Here is a 15486-nt window from a genome sequence, read left to right on the forward strand (position 1 = left end):
ATGGCGTGGCGGGTCACGTCCCGGTCCCTCCGCCGACGTGGAACACGGGCCAGCCGATCTCGGTCCGCCATGCGTCCGGGTCGTCGGTGTCGCGGGGGCCGACCAGGTAGGTCTCGCGCACCGGGCCGGCCACCGCCAGGGCGTTGGAGACCAGCCAGGCGCCTACCGCCCCGTAGCTCACGTCGATGTCGTCGTGCGGGCCCACATGGGTCGTCACCGCCAGCTCGACGGCCGGCAGCGTCGCCGGCCGAATGCGCCCGACGGCCTCGGGTCGGGGCGTGGGGCGGTACAGCAGGATGCGCCCCCGGCCGACCTCGACCAGCTCGTTGTCGAACAGTGCCCCGGGCACACCGGTGGGCTCGCGGACGCCCGCGTCGAGCTCGGCCATCGCTCCGGCGTACCAGGTCAGCACGTCCGCGTGGTCCACCTCGGCCTCGATGCCCGCCACCGTCGCCTCCGGCACCGACCTCAGCTCGACGTCGAGCGGCGCCGGCTCGGGCTGGAGCAGCCGGCGCAGGCTGACCACGGCCGCGCGGGTGCGCTGCAGCTCGGCCTCGAGCCGGTCGAGGTGGTCGGCGAACAGGGACGCTCGCGCCTCGGCATCGGACGTCAGCAGGATGCGCCGCACGTCCGCCAGCGGGACGTCGAGCTGCCGCAGCCGGTGGATGACCTGGGCGGTGGGGATCTGGTCGGCGCTGTAGTACCGGTAGCCGGTCTGGTCGTCCACCGTGTCGGGCACGAGCAGGTCCGCCTCGTGGTACCGCCGCAACGTGCGCACGCTCAGATGCGTCATCCGGGAGAACTCGCCGATCGCCAGCACGTGATCAGTGTGCACTCTCCCCCTGCGGGAGGGTCCAGTCCTTGACCCTCCCGCAGGGGCACGCCGGAGGCTGGTCGCATGACATCGACGACGATTTCCCCGGCCCAGCTGCCGGCTCCCATCCGCGACTACCTCGACGCTCACACGAGGCAGGACACGGACGCCGCCCTCGCCCACTTCGGGCCCGACGCCGTGGTCACCGACCAGGGCGAGACCTTCCGCGGCCTCGACGAGATCCGCGACTTCCTGACCCGTGCGGGCAGCGAGTTCACTTACACGACCGAGCTGACCGGCGCCGAGCGCATCGACGACACGCATGCAGTGGCGCACGTCAGGCTCGAGGGCGACTTCCCGGGCGGCGTCGCCGACCTCGCCTACCGCTTCACGCTGCGCGACGACCGCATCGTCGAGCTCTTCATCGGCGCCTGACGCGATCCACGCGGGCGAGCACCTACCCTCGAAGGACTGTCCACGAAAGGGACCCAAGACATGGTCGTCGCCGGTGTGATCCTCGCGGGCCTCGCAGCCCTGCTGCACGTGTACATCTTCGTGATGGAGTCGGTCACCTGGACGAGCGCCGGCACGCGCGCCACGTTCGGGATGAGCCTCGAGGAGGCCGAGTCGACGAAGCAGCTGGCGTTCAACCAGGGCTTCTACAACCTCTTCCTCGCCATCGTCACCGCCGTCGGGATCGCGTTCATCGCGAGCGACTCGGACGACGTCGGCGTGGCGCTCGTCCTCGCGGGAATCGGCTCGATGGCCGCCGCGGCGCTGGTCCTGCTGCTGTCCGACCCCTCCAAGCGGGGCGCCGCCATCAAGCAGGGGACGTTGCCGCTGCTGGGCATCATCGCGGTGGTGATCGGCGTCCTCGCCTGACCGACCGTGCACTCCAGACGGCGAATGTGACCCAGATCACCAAGGAGTGAGACAGGGGGTGTCACAGCGAGTTACACCGGGTGCATGATCCATCCATGCCCCAGAGCTCACGCCCCGCCCGCATCGCCGCCACCCTGGCCGCCGCCGTCACGGCAGCCGCCCTGATCCCGTCCGCGGCGGCGACGGGAGCCGCCTCGGCGAGCCCCGACTCGCTGCGCGACGTGATGTTCGTGGGCAACAACTGGGCCGGGACCGCGTCGATCGTGGACGCCCACGACCCGAAGATCCTCAGGTCGGGCATCAACCTGATCCCCGACAAGGCGCAGGAGCTGCGCGACATCAATCGCAACCCCCTGCGCCTGATCACGTTCACGGCAGTGCGCGTCGGCCCCGGGCAGGGCCACGACCAGTTCGTCGACGACATGTTCAGCACCAAGGACGGCCGGTACCTGGCCGTGTCCCGGCCGAGCTTCGCCGACGTGGTGTGGATCGACATCGCGAAGGCGGTCGCCGGCGACAGCGACTCGATCGTCGCCGAGCAGCCGATGGACGGCTACCGCAGCGACCACGCCGGCCTCTCCCCGGACGGCAAGCGGCTCCTGGTCAGCGACTCCGTGGAGCGCCAGGTCATCGAGTTCGCCATGGTCGACCAGACGCTGCCGGACGGCCGGAGCGTCAAGATGGGTGACCGCCTGCGCACGTTCGAGTCGGGCGACACCCCGCACGAGAACAACTACAGCGCCGACGGCCAGCGCATCTTCCACGCCTCCATCGGCTCGGCCTACACGGCCCTCGACGGCCCCCTCGGCGACTGGACCAAGGGAGACCGGTGGTTCGAGATCGTGCGCAACGACGACTTCGGCATCGACAAGCGCTGGGACATGGGCAAGGAGCTCGCCGAGGCAGGCCACCCCAAGATGAGCTCGGCCGTCCGGCCGATGGCGATCGCCCCGGGCGAGCGCTTCGTCTACTTCCAGGTCTCCTACTTCCACGGGTACGTCGAGTTCGACACGATGGCCGCGGACATCAACGGCAAGGCCGACTACTCCACCGGCAAGATCGCCGAGCCCCGCACGGGCGCCGTGACGCGCCTCATCCCGCTGCCGAACCGGGTGCCCAAGATACCCATCACCGAGTACGTCAACGACTCCGCGCACCACGGCCTGTCCATCGACAAGGACGGGACGACGCTCTGCGTGGCCGGCACGATGGACGACTACGCCGCCCTCGTCGACCGTGCCACCGGCGCGCCCACGCTCTTCGACACGGCGACCACCGGGCACAGCTACCTCAAGCCCTACTGGACGACCGAGGGCCTGAACGACACGTGCTGGATCTCCCTGTCGGACTCCGACTCCGTCGCGGTCCTGGACGTCCGCACGAAGAAGGAGATCGCCTACCTGCCCGTCGGCGACCACCCTCAGCGGGTGCGACTCGGCACCGTGGAGCGCGGCCTGTTCGGCTGATCAGGACCGGGCCTGCGAACGGAGAAGCCCCGCATCTGACGGCCGACGGATCGTGCTCAAGATCCGCGTCGCGCACGGAGGGGACACCTACGTGGGGCGCGAGCCATTCTTCAGCCCGCTGACATGGCGTCCACGCAGACCGTGATCGCCAAGATCAGCGGGATGTCCTGACCTTCGGCCAGCTGAACACCGTAGGAGTCGCGGATCCTGAACCACTTCTTGGACACCGTTGCCACCGTGTCCCCGGCGCGTTCGATCTCGTACTCATGATCGACGACGTTGCCGTGAGCCTTGAGGCTCTCGCCGCCATCAACTTCGATGACGTAGTGGTCGCGCAGGCCCAAGAGCCGTTTGTGCACCGTGGCCCTGGTGGTACCGCGCTCGATGACCATCTTGTCGCGGACGCTGAGCTTCTTCTCCTGGATCTTTGACAGCTCCTGGCCGCGCGGATCCTCCAGGACGAAGGTCTCACGCATTCGAGCGGCCTTGCCATTGACCTTGAAGGCCCTGTTCCCATCTTCGTCCTCGATCCAGAAGTCGTCCCCGATCGCCATCATCTTCTGGCGCATCTGGAACGTGGGTCCGTCCAATCCTCCGCGGCGCAACCGCACGGTCGTGTCCTCTCGTCGTTGAAAGGCCGCTGGCTGGTGAGCGGCGTCCTCGCACGGTTCCAAGGATTCGGCCCGAAGTCCTCCCACTGCGGAGATGATTGCGAAGGGCCCCTGGGGGTCAGGACGCGGCGAGATGGGGCGGGGTCCGACGACCGCGCACGGACGCGAGTGGTCCACGCTGTTAGGAGAACTACGCCCGAAAAGCGAAAACCCCGAAATCGTTGCGATTCCAGGGTTTTCCTCGGGTGGGCGATACTGGGTTCGAACCAGTGACCTCTTCGGTGTGAACGAAGCGCGCTACCACTGCGCCAATCGCCCGAGTGCGACGACCAGACTAACGCACACTCCCAGCGCAGCACGAACGGGGGCATGTCCTCCATACCCGCACCGCTCTACGCGACCGCCCGGATCGTGCCCTCGCGAGACTGCACGTGGGTGTGACAGACGGCGCAACGACCGGTCATCACACCGAGTTCCGTGGGCCCACCAAGCGACCAGGGGATCTCGTGGTGGACGTGGTCGATCGGGTCGCGGCAGCCCTCGCTCGCGCACTCGCCGCCCTGCCAGGGCCAGATCGCGTGGCGCTGCTTCTTGGTCGCCAGCCCAAGGTGTCGTCACGGGTCAGTCGTCTCGGCCTCCCGCGCGCGCCAGATCTCCTGCGCCCGTTGGGTGATCGGGCCGGGCGCGGGCAGCTCGCGGTCGTCGACGCGGCTGATCGCCTGGATGGTGCGCGTGGTCCCGACGAGCATCACCTCGTCGGCCTCGAACAGCACCTCCAGTGGCGCGTTGCGCTCGACGACGTCCAGCTCGTCCGCGAGCCACTCGATGGCCAGCGCCCGGGTGATGCCGGCCAGGCAGCCCGACTCCAGCGTCGGCGTGACGACCTGCCCGTCGAGCACGTACATGATGTTCGAGCCGGTGCCCTCGCACAGCTCGCCGCGGGTGTTCGCCATGACCGCCTCGGAGGCGCCCCGGGCCCGTGCGTACTCGACCATCTTCGCGTTCTCCGCGTACGAGGTCGTCTTGAGTCCGGCCAGGGCGCCGCGCTCGTTGCGCGTCCAGGGGACGGTCGCGATCGCGCTGACCGGCGGTGGACGGTCGGCCGGCTCCGTGACCACGACGTGGGTGAGCCCGGAGCTCCCCCGCGGCGACCCGAGCGGACCCTCACCCGAGGTCACGGTGATGCGGATCCGTCCGAACGGCAGCTCCTGCCCGGCCATCGTCGCCGCGATCCCCTCGCGGACGGCCTCGACGTCGGGCCGACCGATGCCGAGCCCCTCGGCCGACGTCACCAGCCGGTCCAGATGACGCGTCATCGCGAACGGCTCGCCGTCGATCACGGCGGCCGTCTCGAACACGCCGTCGCCGACGACGAGACCGTGATCGAGCACACTGAGCGCCCGATCGTGCGGAGATTCCAGCAGCTGACCGTTGACCCACGCCTTCATGCCCCGACCTTATGCCGACCCGGTTTGGTGCGCTCCGGACCCATCGGTTAATGTTTCTTGTCGGCCGGGAAATCGGTCGCTGCGGACATAGCTCAGTGGTAGAGCATCACCTTGCCAAGGTGAGGGTCGCGAGTTCGAATCTCGTTGTCCGCTCGGAGAGGGTCTCGGCAGACCCATCTGCGGTGGGTTGGCCGAGAGGCGAGGCAACGGACTGCAAATCCGTTTACACGGGTTCAAATCCCGTACCCACCTCTCGGAAAACTGAATATCAAGGGCGATTGGCGCAGCGGTAGCGCGCTTCCCTGACACGGAAGAGGTCACTGGTTCAAACCCAGTATCGCCCACAGAAGAAGCCGCAGGCCTCACGGTCTGCGGCTTCGTCGTGTGCCCCTCCCGTCCGCGACACGAGAATGTCACCGCGTGGCTCGCGGACCGGGCGGCCGGGCACGCTATCTTCTACTGACTCACCAGTAACGACACCACGGAGGAACCGGCGTGACGAGCCGTGCCCACTTGCCCCGCAGGCGCCTCGGACTTGTCGTCCTCACCGTCGCCGGCACCCTGACCGCACTGGTCACCAGCGCCGGCGCCGCAGCACCCTCCACGCCCGCCGCGGCCAGTCCCACGGTCACGCCGCTGGTCGCCCCGTCGGCGCCCGAGAAGATGCTCGTCATCGGCGACTCCTACTCCTCGTACTACGGCGACCGGCACAGCCGCTATCCCGGCTGGTGGGCGATGGTCGCCTTCCAGCTCGGGCTCGAGCCGCAGCTCGACGCCATGGGCGGCACCGGATTCCTGTCGCGCAGCAGCAGCTGCGAGCACACCCGGTTCACGTCGCGCCTCGACACGGTGCGCGCCGTCGCCCCTCGGATCCTCGTCGTGGAGGGTGGGCGCAACGACTGGCGCCGCTGCACGAAGGACGGCCGGGTCGTCGAGGCCACCCGCACCGAGATCGAGCGTGCAGCCGAGGGCTTCTTCGACGAGCTCGCCGCGGTCTGGGACGAGCTCGGCCGGTCGCACGACGACGTCCTCGTGCTGACCCCGTGGGGCACCACCAAGGAGCGCAAGGGCCGCATCATCCGGCCCATCGTGCGCGAGGCCGCCGAGCGCCACGGCTTCTCCTGGGTCGAGACGCAGCCACTGACACTCGAGCAGGCGCCCGACGGCGTCCACCCCAACAACGAGGGCAGCCGCTTCCTCAGCGAGCAGTTCCTGCAGAACTCCGGTCTCGCCGACCGTCTCCCGCGCGCCTGACGTCGTCGGGCAGGATCGAGCCATGTCGATCGAGAGCGTGCGCGAGTTCCTGACCGGTCACGGCCGTGCGGGTGACATCATCCAGACCGCCGGCTCGAGCGCCACGGTGGCCGAGGCGGCCGAGGCGTTCGGCGTCGAGCCGGCCCGCATCGCCAAGACCCTGTCGTTCCGGGGCGACTCCCCCGACACGTGCGTGCTCGTCGTGATGGCCGGCGACGCGCGCACCGACAACGCCGCCTTCAAGGCCACCTTCGGCCGCAAGGCCACCATGCTCAGGGCCGACGAGGTCGAGGCGCTCACGGGTCACCCCGTGGGCGGCGTCTGCCCCTTCGCCAACCCCGCGAACGCCACCATCCACCTGGACACCTCGCTCAAGCGCTTCGACACGGTGTTCCCGGCGGCGGGCAGCGCGGACTCGGCCATCGAGCTGACTCCCGCCGAGCTCGAGGACCTGTCGGGCGCCGCCGGGTGGGTCACGGTGAGTCGTCTGCCCTGATCAGGGCGCGCCGCACGCCGCGCAGTGCGGCGAACCCACACGTCGGGGCGCGCCGCAGGAGGCGCAGTCCGCGATGACGTCGCGCCCGCAGCCTGCACAGTGCGGTCCGCCGTCCAGACCGGCGTCGTGCAGCGGGAACCCGCAGAACGGGCACTCCCCCTTGCGCACCCGGCGGCCGGGCACCCGAGCGGCGAGGTGCTTCTGCAGCACCCGGAACGCCACCACGGTGGCCACGACGCCGAGGGCCGACAGCACGAACGGCCCGAGGTCCAGGGGATCGACGTAGTCGGTGATGTAGTCGACCGCGAAGACGAGCGCCATGATGGCGCCGACCGCAGCGCCGGCGAACGCGAGCGTGAGATACCGGGACTCGCGTCGCCGCAGCCGGGCCATCAGCTGGTACGCGCCGAACGTCCACCCGGCGATGAAGGCGAGCCTGATGCCGGCGACCAGCCAGGCCTTCAGGCCCGAGCGGTTCTCCTGGTCGTAGGCCTCCCGCGCCTGCTGGGCCTCCTCCTCGGCCGTGCCGGCCGCCGCGGTGGCGGCCTCCAGCTCGGCGTCGACCCGGTCGTACTCGGCCTGGGCCTCCTCGTACTCCTGCCGTGCGTCGGCGGCGCCCTCCCCCTCCTGCAGCGCGACCTTGTACTCCTCCCGCTCGAGGTCGAGCTGAAGTCGTGCCTCATCGCGTTCGGTCTCGGCGTCCCACCGTGCCTGGTCCGCCTCCGCCTGTCGACTCTCGGCCTGGACCACGGCCCTGTCGTCGACCTGCGGCAGCGCGCCGTCGACCCAGGCGGGAACCTTCGCGTAGAACCACACGGCGCCCACGAGCAGGAAGGCGGCCAACAGCACCGCGAGCAGCTTCTCGCTGCGGGTGGACTCGATCTGCTCGGTGTCGACTCGGGTGCTCATCGGGACTCCTTCGTGGGGCGCGTGCGCGGGCGGAACGTGACGTCGAGCTCGCAGTCCAGTGCCGCGGCGATCCGCAGCAGCGTGTCGAGCTTGGGCGGGCGCGAGCCGGACTCGAACCGTGCGATGGCCGACTGGGTCGTGCCGCACAGATCGGCGAGCTCACGCTGGGAGAGCCGCCGGAGCGATCGCTGCTCGACCACCTGACGGGCGATGCCCTCGTAGAAGTCGTCGTGCTCGATCGGTCCTCGCATGCCGGGACTGTATCGCATGCGTGCTATGCCTGTCCATAGCACGCGCGCTATGCCCGCAGGCCTGTCGCCGCGAGGAATTACGGTGAGTCCATGGATCCCGTGCAGCGCATCCCCGAGAACCAGGCCGTGCCCTTCGACGACGTGAACATCGCGGCCGCCGACACCCCGCTGATGGACGCCGTCGCGGCACTCGGCGGCGCCCAGGCGGGAGAGATCCGCGAGTACCTCCAGCCGATCGGCGCGCTCGCCGGCACGGCCGAGGCGCGCGAGCACTGGCACCTGGCCAACCAGTACCCGCCGGTCCACGAGCCGGTCGACCGCTTCGGGCGCCGCATCGACGAGATCCGCTTCCATCCCTCGTGGCACTGGCTCATGGAGCGCGGAGTCGGCTTCGGCCTCACCGCTGCGCCCTGGACCTCCGACCACCCCGCCGCGCACCTGCGCCGGGCCACCGGCTTCTACACCTGGGGCCAGGTGGAGCAGGGCCACATGTGCCCCATCACCATGACCTATGCGGTCGTGCCCGCGCTGCGCACCGACCCCGAGCTGGCCGCGCAGTGGACGCCGGGCCTGGCCTCCACCACCTACGACTTCGGGCTGCGCGCGCCACAGGAGAAGGCGGGCCTGCTGGCCGGCATGGGCATGACCGAGAAGCAGGGCGGCTCCGACCTGCGGATCAACAGCACCATCGCGAAGGCCACCGATGTCCGGGGCGAGTACCGGCTCACGGGCCACAAGTGGTTCACCTCGGCCGCGATGAACGACGTCTTCCTGGTCCTGGCCCAGACCGACTCCGGCTCCACCTGCTTCGTGGTCCCGCGCGTGCTGCCCGACGGCTCGCGCAACCCGCTCACGATCGTGCGACTGAAGGACAAGCTCGGCAACAAGTCCAACGCCTCCAGTGAGCTGGAGTTCGACGACACCTGGGCCGTGCGCCTCGGCGAGGAGGGGCGCGGGATCCGCACGATCATCGAGATGGTCTCGGCCACCCGGATGGACTGCATCCTGGGATCGGCCTCGATCATGCGCAAGGCGTTCGCCGAGGCCGCGTGGCACACCCGGCACCGTTCGGCCTTCGGCGCGCGGCTCATCGACCAGCCCGCCATGGTGGGCGTACTGGCCGACCTCGCGCTGGAGTCCGAGGCGGGCATGCTGGCCGGCCTGCGCCTGGCCGCGGCGATGGATCGGCCCGACGACGAGCACGAGCGCAACCTCCGGCGCATCGGCCTGGCCCTGTCCAAGTACTGGGTCTGCAAGCGCACGCCGATGATGGTCGGCGAGGCGCTCGAGTGCCTCGGCGGCAACGGCTACGCCGAGGAGTCGGGCATGCCGCTGCTGTTCCGCGAGTCCCCGCTCAACTCGATCTGGGAGGGCAGCGGCAACGTCAACGCCCTCGACGTCCTGCGAGCGCTCTCGCGCGAGAACGGCACCCTCGACGCCTGGCGCACCGAGGTCGGCACCGTCCGCGGCGAGGACGCGCGCCTCGACGCCGCGGTCGACGAGGTGCTCCGCCGCCTGGCCGATCCCGCCGACGCCGAGGCCTCGGCGCGCTGGGTCGCCTCGCGCATGGCGGCGATCCTGCAGGGCTCCCTGATGATCCGGTACTCCAGTCCCGCCGCGGCCGATGCGTTCTGCGCCTCACGCCTCGGCGGGCAGTGGGCGGGCACGTTCGGCACGCTGCCCAGCGGCCTCGACCTGCGTGGCATCGTCGAGAGGGCTCAACCGGCCGTGTGAATTCAGGCTGGAATTCCAGCACTTGCCCCTCTCGCGTCTCGCGATACGGACAACAGTCTCGTATTTCGAGACGTCCGTTTGTTGGACCCCCGTCTCACTGGACAGACTGTCTGCATGCTCGCCGCACAGACCACCTGGCTCGTGGAACGACTCCACGTCGACCTCGGTCGTGCGCGCTCCATGATGTGTCGTTGATCTGCCCCACCCCGCAGCCCCCGCGCTGAGCGATGACGCTCGCGCCCAGCCACGCGACAGAGAGCACCGATGACCACCACCCCAGCAGCACCTGCCCGTCCCCGCCGCCGTAAGGGCGAGGGTCAGTGGGCCCTGGGCTACCGCGAGCCCCTCAACGCGAACGAGCAGTCCAAGAAGGACGACAACCCGCTCAACGTCCGCGCCCGGATCGAGAACATCTACGCGCACCGCGGCTTCGAGAGCATCGACGGCGGCGACCTGCGCGGACGCTTCCGCTGGTGGGGCCTCTACACGCAGCGCAAGGCCGGCATCGACGGCGGCAAGACCGCCACGCTGGAGCCCGAGGAGCTCGACGACGACCGCTTCATGATGCGCGTGCGCGTCGACGGTGGCCAGCTCTCGCTCGAGCAGCTGCGCGCGATCGCCGACGTCTCGGTCGACTTCGGTCGCGGCACGGCCGATGTCACCGACCGCCAGAACATCCAGTACCACTGGATCGACGTGCGCGACGTCCCCACGATCTGGCAGCGCCTCGAGTCCGTCGGCCTGTCGACGCAGGAGGCGTGCGGCGACTGCCCGCGCGTCATCATGGGCAGCCCCGTCGCCGGCGTGTCGGCCGACGAGATCATCGACGGCCGGCCGGCGATCGACGCGATCGAGAGCCGCTACATCGGCGACCAGGCGTTCTCCAACCTGCCCCGCAAGTTCAAGACGGCCATCAGCGGCCACCCCGGTCACGACGTCGTCCCGCAGATCAACGACGTGGCGTTCATCGGTGCGGTCCACCCCGAGCACGGCCCCGGCTTCGACGTCTGGGTCGGCGGGGGCCTGTCCACCAACCCGCACCTCGCCCTGCGCCTCGGCGCCTGGGTGCCGCTCGACGAGGTTCCCGCGGTCTGGGAGGGCGTCGTCAGCATCTTCCGCGACTACGGCTACCGCCGGCTGCGGTCGCGCGCCCGCCTGAAGTTCCTCGTGCAGGACTGGGGCATCGAGAAGTTCCGCGAGGTGCTGGAGACGAAGTACCTCCAGCGCACGCTCATCGACCTCGACGCTCCCCCGGTGCCCGACACCCCGGTCGACCACGTGGGCGTGCACCGCCAGGTCGACGGAAGGTTCTACGTCGGCGCCGCCACCACGGTGGGCCGGATCTCAGGCCCGATGCTGCAGCAGCTGGCCGACGTCGTGGAGGCGCACGGCTCCGACCGCGTCGCGCTCACGCCCATGCAGAAGATCGTCGTCCTCGACATCGAGGAGGATCGCGTCGAGTCGCTCGTCGCCGCGCTGGCCGAGCTGGGCCTGCACGCCCGACCGTCGCAGTGGCGTCAGCACACGATGGCCTGCACCGGCATCGAGTACTGCAAGCTCGCGATCGTCAACACCAAGGACCGCGCGGCCCACCTCATCGACGAGCTCGAGCAGCGCGTGCCCGAGCTGGACTCGCCGATCACGGTCAACGTGAACGGCTGCCCGAACTCCTGCGCACGGATCCAGACCGCCGACATCGGCCTCAAGGGCCAGCTCGTCATGGACGAGGACGGCCGGCAGGTCGAGGGCTTCCAGGTCCACCTCGGTGGCGCCCTGGGCCTGGACGCCGGCTTCGGCCGCAAGCTCCGCGCCCACAAGGTCACCGGCGACCAGCTGCCCGACTACGTCGAGAAGCTCTCGCGCACCTACCTGGCGCACCGCGAGGACGGCGAGTCCTTCGCCGCCTGGGTCGCCCGGGCCGACGAGGAGGTCCTGCGATGAGTGAGCGCCTCGTCCCCTATTCGTGCCCGTACTGCGCCGACGAGGACCTGCGTCCCCACGGCGAGACGCACGGCGAGTGGGAGTGCCGCAGCTGTCTGCGCGCGTTCCGGCTCAAGTTCCTGGGCCACCTGGCCCGCACCACCACCGATACCGACATCACCAGCACCGCACCGCAGGAAGGGAGGAATGCACGATGACCGCACCCGCACTGATCGCCCTGGCCCATGGCAGCCGCGATCCGCGATCGGCCGAGACCATCAACGCCCTCACGGAGGTGGTGGCGTGCATGCGCCCCGATCTCCGCGTGGAGTCCGCGTTCCTGGACCTGTGCGGCCCCAGCTTCGACGAGGTCGTCGAGCGGCTGGTCGCCGAGGGCTTCAGCGAGATCGTCGTGGTCCCGCTGCTGCTCACCGAGGCCTACCACGCGAAGGTCGACGTGCCCCAGGCCGCGAAGGCGGCCTCGGCCAAGCACGACGTCCGCATCGAGGTCACCAAGGTCCTCGGCATCGAGGGCACGTTCCTCAACGTCCTGGACCGCCGCCTGCGTGAGGCGCTGCGCGAGAACCGCGTCCGCGAGCTCGACGCCCTCGTGCTCACCGGCGCGGGCTCGTCCGACCCGATGGCCAACGCGATGGTCTCCCGCGCCGCCCGTGCGTGGGGTGCCCACCACAAGCTGCCCACGATCGCGGCGTTCGCCTCCAGTGCCCCGCCGGCGGCCAGCGAGGCCGTGCGGGCCCACCGGGCCGACGGTCGTCGGCACATCGCCGTGGGCATGCTGTTCCTGGCGCCGGGCGTCCTGCCCGACCGCGCGAAGGAGCTGGCACTCGAGGCCGGCGCCGTGGCGGTCGCCGAGCCGCTGGGCGTGGCCGACGAGGTGGCCGAGGTCATCCTGGCCCGCTACGCCGTGGGGGCGGTGGACCTCGTCCCGATGGACGCCCTCTTCGCGGACGTCTGACCGTTCGAGAGCTGGAAGGGGCGCCCGGTCACATCGTGGCCAGGCGCCTCTTCTGCTCCTCCACGTCGAAGTCGGCCGCGGGCCAGTCCAGGCCGAGCCCCTCGAGCGTCTCGCCGAGCATCGTGGCGATGGCCCAGTTGCGGTACCACTTGCGACTGGCCGGGACGACGTGCCAGGGCGCGTGCTCGGTGGAGCAGCGCTCGAGCGCGATCTCGTAGGCCTTTTGGTACTGCGGCCACAGCGCGCGCTCGTCGAGGTCGCCGGCGTTGTACTTCCAGTACTTGGTCGGGTCGTCGAGCCGCTCGCCCAGTCGCTCCTTCTGGTCGTCGGCGCTGATGTGCAGGAAGCACTTCAGCAGGACTCCCCCGCCGTCGACGAACTCCTTCTCGAAGGCGTTGATCTCGTCGTAGCGGCGCTCGATCTCCTCGGCGGGCACGAGCTGGCGCACCCGACCGATCAGCACGTCCTCGTACTGCGAGCGGTCGAAGACGCCGATCATCCCGGGCTCGGGCAGCTGCGGCCGGATCCGCCAGAGGAAGTCGTGCTGCCGCTCCTCCTCCGTGGGGGCCTTGAACGCGGTGATCTTGAGGCCCTGGGGATCGACGAGCCCGGCCACGTGCCGCAGGGTGCCGCCCTTGCCGGAGGTGTCCATCCCCTGCAGGAGGATCAGGACCTTCCGGTCGGTCGTCCCGGCGCGGCCGTTGGCGAAGAGCAGCTCCTGGGAGTCCATCAGGCGCTCGCCGATGCCCGGGAGCAGTCGCAGCGCATCCTTCTTCGTCCCCTCGAAGCCCGGTGTGTCATCGGCGGGCCTCGTGGACAGGTCGATCGGTCCGGTGGTCGCGAGGAGGGAGCGCAGGTCCGTCATCTCGGCAGTATGCCCCAGGTCGCCCTACCGTGGTGCCATGCCGGATTTGGACGAGCTCGCCGACCTGTACGCCTACCCCGACTCCCACAAGCCGTGGCTGCGGACCAACTTCGTCGCCTCCGTCGACGGCGGGGTCCAAGATCCCCAGGGCCTGTCGGGCCATCTCGGCGGTGAGCCGGACGCCACGGTGTTCAAGGTCCTGCGCAGCCTGAGTGACGTGGTGCTCGTGGGCGCGGGAACCGCCCGCGCCGAGGGATACCACCCCATCTCGGCTGACTCGATCCACGAGTCGCTGCGCGAGGGCCGCCCGCGCGTGCCGCGGCTCGCCGTCGTCAGCCGCAACCTCGACATCCCCGAGTCGCTGCTGACCCCGGGTCTCATCATCCTGACGCCGGCCTCCTCCCCCGCCGAGGCCCGCCAGCGGCTCTCGCAGACCGCCGAGGTCGTCGTCGCGGGGGAGAACGCGGTGGACTGGCCCGCGGTGCTGGACGCGTTCGCCGCCCGCGGCCTCAACCGCATCCTGTGCGAGGGCGGCCCCGCGCTTCACGGCAGCCTGGTCGATCTCGACCTCGTCGACGAGGCCTGCGTGACCATCTCGCCCCACCTGGTGGGCGGCCCGGCCAAGCGGATCACCGAGGGAGCACGGGCCGTGGAGCTGCCGATGCGACTCGGCCACGTGGTCGAGGAGGACGGCGTCCTGCTGACACGCTGGGTCCGCGACCGCCGCGCGGCCTAGGCTGGGGGCATGTACAACGTGGCCCTGCTGGTGGAACGCCAGCTCATCGCCCTGGACGCCGATCAGATCCTCGCCCTGCATGAGGGTGTCGACGACGACGTCACGTATCACATGCTGCTGCCGGTCGACTCGTCCCCGGCAGCGCTGAGTGCGTCCATGACGGCGTTCGGCGGGGCTCAGTTCGTCCCGCTGGAGGAACCGGCCGCCTACACCCGCATCGAGGACGAGCTGCGCCAGGACGGGCAGTCCGAGCTCGAGGCCTCCGCCGCCCTGCTCACCGAGCGCGGCCAGAAGGTCACCACCAAGCTCGTCGAGTACGACCCGATCGACGCGCTCGTGGACGTCGTGAAGGAGAAGTCGTGCGAGGAGGTCATCATCCTGACCGAGCCGCACGTGGTGCGTGAGTTCCTTCACCTCGATTGGACGTCGCGAGCGAGAAGAAAACTGGACGTCCCGACGTTGCACCTGTTGGAACACCTGACTTTCGACGAACAGGCGGAGATGTGAGCAACCAGACTGACAAGACCTATGCGGTCGACCGTCCCGACGACGAGTGGCGCAAGGACCTCAGCGCCGCGGAGTACCACGTGCTGCGTCAGGCCGGGACCGAGCGACCCTTCAGCAGCGACTACGAGCACGACGCCACCGAGGGCGTGTACCGCTGTCGCGGCTGCAACGCCGAGCTCTTCCGCAGCGAGACCAAGTTCGACGCCCAGTGCGGCTGGCCGTCGTTCTACTCCCCTTTGGCGGAGGACCGCGTCGAGTACATCGAGGACTCCACCCTCGGCATGAAGCGCACCGAGGTTCGCTGCGCCAACTGCGGCTCGCACCTGGGCCACGTGTTCGCCGGCGAGGGCTTCGCCACTCCGACCGACCTGCGCTACTGCATCAACGGCATCGCGCTGGACCTGCAGGCGGACTGACAACCCGCGCCCCCGGGCGCACGAGATGTGCAGCGGTGTCCACCCTTCTTCGCTCCTGGCGCGGGGATGCGGTGGGCACCGCTTGCTCGTGTCCGAGCCTTCGTCCACAGGCCTGAGACGGAGGGCTGACGTCCCCGCGGGCCGTCGCTAGAGTGCGTAACTCGAAGTGACGTAGTTCGGGGGAACGATGCGGATACTGAC

The 15486-nt window shown here is 69.8% G+C and carries 19 protein-coding genes and 4 tRNA genes; 15 read left to right on the top strand and 8 right to left on the bottom strand.

The window, feature by feature from the left end; genetic code table 11:
• Positions 1 to 13: 13 nt before the first annotated feature.
• Positions 14 to 820, bottom strand: coding sequence for a MerR family transcriptional regulator (locus tag H1W00_RS12735; protein ID WP_181756033.1), 807 nt, complete (start codon positions 818 to 820; stop codon positions 14 to 16).
• Between the two features lie 78 nt (positions 821 to 898).
• Here H1W00_RS12735 and H1W00_RS16270 point away from each other — a divergent pair, with 78 nt between their 5' ends.
• From H1W00_RS16270 to H1W00_RS12750, 3 genes are all read left to right on the top strand, one after another.
• A complete protein-coding gene (locus tag H1W00_RS16270) occupies positions 899 to 1249 on the top strand; it encodes a nuclear transport factor 2 family protein (protein ID WP_181756034.1) in 351 nt (116 codons plus the stop codon).
• A gap of 60 nt (positions 1250 to 1309) precedes the next feature.
• On the top strand, positions 1310 to 1696 hold the full coding sequence (locus H1W00_RS12745; protein ID WP_181756035.1) for a DUF1304 domain-containing protein: 387 nt from the start codon (positions 1310 to 1312) through the stop codon (positions 1694 to 1696).
• A gap of 95 nt (positions 1697 to 1791) precedes the next feature.
• A complete protein-coding gene (locus tag H1W00_RS12750; RefSeq protein WP_181756036.1) occupies positions 1792 to 3162 on the top strand; it encodes a YncE family protein in 1371 nt (456 codons plus the stop codon).
• 110 nt (positions 3163 to 3272) lie between these two features.
• Here H1W00_RS12750 and H1W00_RS12755 read toward each other — a convergent pair whose 3' ends face one another.
• The 4 genes from H1W00_RS12755 to H1W00_RS12765 form a co-directional block, all read right to left on the bottom strand.
• Positions 3273 to 3731: an LURP-one-related/scramblase family protein gene (locus tag H1W00_RS12755; RefSeq protein WP_181756037.1), complete on the bottom strand. Its 459-nt coding sequence runs from the start codon at positions 3729 to 3731 to the stop codon at positions 3273 to 3275.
• 288 nt (positions 3732 to 4019) lie between these two features.
• Positions 4020 to 4091, bottom strand: a tRNA-Val gene (locus H1W00_RS12760).
• 74 nt (positions 4092 to 4165) lie between these two features.
• The gene (locus H1W00_RS17180; protein WP_420826883.1) at positions 4166 to 4375 is read right to left on the bottom strand and encodes an HNH endonuclease; all 210 of its coding nucleotides are present in this window, start codon (positions 4373 to 4375) and stop codon (positions 4166 to 4168) included.
• Between the two features lie 12 nt (positions 4376 to 4387).
• Positions 4388 to 5221 (bottom strand): aminotransferase class IV, encoded by an 834-nt coding sequence (locus tag H1W00_RS12765; RefSeq protein WP_181756038.1) that lies wholly within the window; start codon positions 5219 to 5221, stop codon positions 4388 to 4390.
• A gap of 81 nt (positions 5222 to 5302) precedes the next feature.
• On the opposite strand from H1W00_RS12765, the gene H1W00_RS12770 reads away from it, so the two are divergent.
• The 5 genes from H1W00_RS12770 to H1W00_RS12790 all read left to right on the top strand — a co-directional run bounded on the left by H1W00_RS12770 (position 5303) and on the right by H1W00_RS12790 (position 6971).
• Positions 5303 to 5374: transfer RNA gene (locus tag H1W00_RS12770), tRNA-Gly, on the top strand.
• Between the two features lie 28 nt (positions 5375 to 5402).
• A tRNA-Cys gene (locus H1W00_RS12775) sits at positions 5403 to 5473 on the top strand.
• A 20-nt stretch (positions 5474 to 5493) separates the two neighbouring features.
• Positions 5494 to 5565: transfer RNA gene (locus H1W00_RS12780), tRNA-Val, on the top strand.
• Positions 5566 to 5734: 169 nt separating this feature from the next.
• On the top strand, positions 5735 to 6475 hold the full coding sequence (locus tag H1W00_RS12785; RefSeq protein WP_181756039.1) for an SGNH/GDSL hydrolase family protein: 741 nt from the start codon (positions 5735 to 5737) through the stop codon (positions 6473 to 6475).
• Positions 6476 to 6497: 22 nt separating this feature from the next.
• Positions 6498 to 6971, top strand: a complete 474-nt coding sequence (locus tag H1W00_RS12790; RefSeq protein WP_181756040.1) for a YbaK/EbsC family protein — start codon at positions 6498 to 6500, stop codon at positions 6969 to 6971.
• On the opposite strand, the gene H1W00_RS12795 is transcribed toward H1W00_RS12790, so the two are convergent.
• Together H1W00_RS12795 and H1W00_RS12800 are read right to left on the bottom strand one after the other, a co-directional pair.
• On the bottom strand, positions 6972 to 7880 hold the full coding sequence (locus H1W00_RS12795) for a zinc ribbon domain-containing protein (protein ID WP_181756041.1): 909 nt from the start codon (positions 7878 to 7880) through the stop codon (positions 6972 to 6974).
• The gene (locus H1W00_RS12800) at positions 7877 to 8131 is read right to left on the bottom strand and encodes a helix-turn-helix domain-containing protein (RefSeq protein ID WP_172806380.1); all 255 of its coding nucleotides are present in this window, start codon (positions 8129 to 8131) and stop codon (positions 7877 to 7879) included. Before H1W00_RS12800 ends, H1W00_RS12795 begins: the two co-directional genes overlap by 4 nt.
• Positions 8132 to 8221: 90 nt before the next feature.
• Between H1W00_RS12800 and H1W00_RS12805 the strand changes: the two genes are divergently transcribed.
• The 4 genes from H1W00_RS12805 to H1W00_RS12820 all read left to right on the top strand — a co-directional run bounded on the left by H1W00_RS12805 (position 8222) and on the right by H1W00_RS12820 (position 12761).
• Positions 8222 to 9865: an acyl-CoA dehydrogenase family protein gene (locus H1W00_RS12805; protein WP_181756042.1), complete on the top strand. Its 1644-nt coding sequence runs from the start codon at positions 8222 to 8224 to the stop codon at positions 9863 to 9865.
• A 264-nt stretch (positions 9866 to 10129) separates the two neighbouring features.
• Complete coding sequence (locus H1W00_RS12810; RefSeq protein WP_181756043.1) at positions 10130 to 11806, top strand: nitrite/sulfite reductase; 1677 nt, start codon at positions 10130 to 10132, stop codon at positions 11804 to 11806.
• Positions 11803 to 12003: a hypothetical protein gene (locus H1W00_RS12815; RefSeq protein WP_078700833.1), complete on the top strand. Its 201-nt coding sequence runs from the start codon at positions 11803 to 11805 to the stop codon at positions 12001 to 12003. The genes H1W00_RS12810 and H1W00_RS12815 overlap by 4 nt, the downstream gene beginning before the upstream one ends.
• Complete coding sequence (locus H1W00_RS12820; protein ID WP_181756044.1) at positions 12000 to 12761, top strand: sirohydrochlorin chelatase; 762 nt, start codon at positions 12000 to 12002, stop codon at positions 12759 to 12761. Before H1W00_RS12815 ends, H1W00_RS12820 begins: the two co-directional genes overlap by 4 nt.
• Positions 12762 to 12789: 28 nt before the next feature.
• Here H1W00_RS12820 and H1W00_RS12825 read toward each other — a convergent pair whose 3' ends face one another.
• A complete protein-coding gene (locus H1W00_RS12825) occupies positions 12790 to 13626 on the bottom strand; it encodes a PPK2 family polyphosphate kinase (RefSeq protein WP_181756045.1) in 837 nt (278 codons plus the stop codon).
• A 37-nt stretch (positions 13627 to 13663) separates the two neighbouring features.
• Between H1W00_RS12825 and H1W00_RS12830 the strand changes: the two genes are divergently transcribed.
• The 3 genes from H1W00_RS12830 to msrB are packed head-to-tail and all read left to right on the top strand — an operon-like array spanning position 13664 to position 15285.
• Positions 13664 to 14362 carry a pyrimidine reductase family protein gene (locus tag H1W00_RS12830; protein ID WP_181756046.1) on the top strand — a complete coding sequence of 233 codons (699 nt, stop codon included), beginning with the start codon at positions 13664 to 13666 and terminating at the stop codon, positions 14360 to 14362.
• A gap of 9 nt (positions 14363 to 14371) precedes the next feature.
• Positions 14372 to 14869, top strand: a complete 498-nt coding sequence (locus tag H1W00_RS12835; protein ID WP_181756047.1) for a universal stress protein — start codon at positions 14372 to 14374, stop codon at positions 14867 to 14869.
• On the top strand, positions 14866 to 15285 hold the full coding sequence (gene msrB, locus H1W00_RS12840; protein WP_181756048.1) for a peptide-methionine (R)-S-oxide reductase MsrB: 420 nt from the start codon (positions 14866 to 14868) through the stop codon (positions 15283 to 15285). Before H1W00_RS12835 ends, msrB begins: the two co-directional genes overlap by 4 nt.
• Positions 15286 to 15486: the final 201 nt, after the last annotated feature.

Source organism: Aeromicrobium phoceense (assembly GCF_013868155.1).
Lineage (GTDB): Bacteria > Actinomycetota > Actinomycetes > Propionibacteriales > Nocardioidaceae > Aeromicrobium > Aeromicrobium phoceense.

Coding starts and splice junctions, on each gene's coding strand:
- H1W00_RS16270 (WP_181756034.1), top strand. CDS start 899: ATGACATCGACGACGATTTCCCCGGCCCAGCTGCCGGCTCCCATCCGC.
- H1W00_RS12745 (WP_181756035.1), top strand. CDS start 1,310: ATGGTCGTCGCCGGTGTGATCCTCGCGGGCCTCGCAGCCCTGCTGCAC.
- H1W00_RS12750 (WP_181756036.1), top strand. CDS start 1,792: ATGCCCCAGAGCTCACGCCCCGCCCGCATCGCCGCCACCCTGGCCGCC.
- H1W00_RS12755 (WP_181756037.1), bottom strand. CDS start 3,731: ATGCGCCAGAAGATGATGGCGATCGGGGACGACTTCTGGATCGAGGAC.
- H1W00_RS12765 (WP_181756038.1), bottom strand. CDS start 5,221: ATGAAGGCGTGGGTCAACGGTCAGCTGCTGGAATCTCCGCACGATCGG.
- H1W00_RS12790 (WP_181756040.1), top strand. CDS start 6,498: ATGTCGATCGAGAGCGTGCGCGAGTTCCTGACCGGTCACGGCCGTGCG.
- H1W00_RS12795 (WP_181756041.1), bottom strand. CDS start 7,880: ATGAGCACCCGAGTCGACACCGAGCAGATCGAGTCCACCCGCAGCGAG.
- H1W00_RS12800 (WP_172806380.1), bottom strand. CDS start 8,131: ATGCGAGGACCGATCGAGCACGACGACTTCTACGAGGGCATCGCCCGT.
- H1W00_RS12805 (WP_181756042.1), top strand. CDS start 8,222: ATGGATCCCGTGCAGCGCATCCCCGAGAACCAGGCCGTGCCCTTCGAC.
- H1W00_RS12810 (WP_181756043.1), top strand. CDS start 10,130: ATGACCACCACCCCAGCAGCACCTGCCCGTCCCCGCCGCCGTAAGGGC.
- H1W00_RS12815 (WP_078700833.1), top strand. CDS start 11,803: ATGAGTGAGCGCCTCGTCCCCTATTCGTGCCCGTACTGCGCCGACGAG.
- H1W00_RS12820 (WP_181756044.1), top strand. CDS start 12,000: ATGACCGCACCCGCACTGATCGCCCTGGCCCATGGCAGCCGCGATCCG.
- H1W00_RS12825 (WP_181756045.1), bottom strand. CDS start 13,626: ATGACGGACCTGCGCTCCCTCCTCGCGACCACCGGACCGATCGACCTG.
- H1W00_RS12830 (WP_181756046.1), top strand. CDS start 13,664: ATGCCGGATTTGGACGAGCTCGCCGACCTGTACGCCTACCCCGACTCC.
- H1W00_RS12835 (WP_181756047.1), top strand. CDS start 14,372: ATGTACAACGTGGCCCTGCTGGTGGAACGCCAGCTCATCGCCCTGGAC.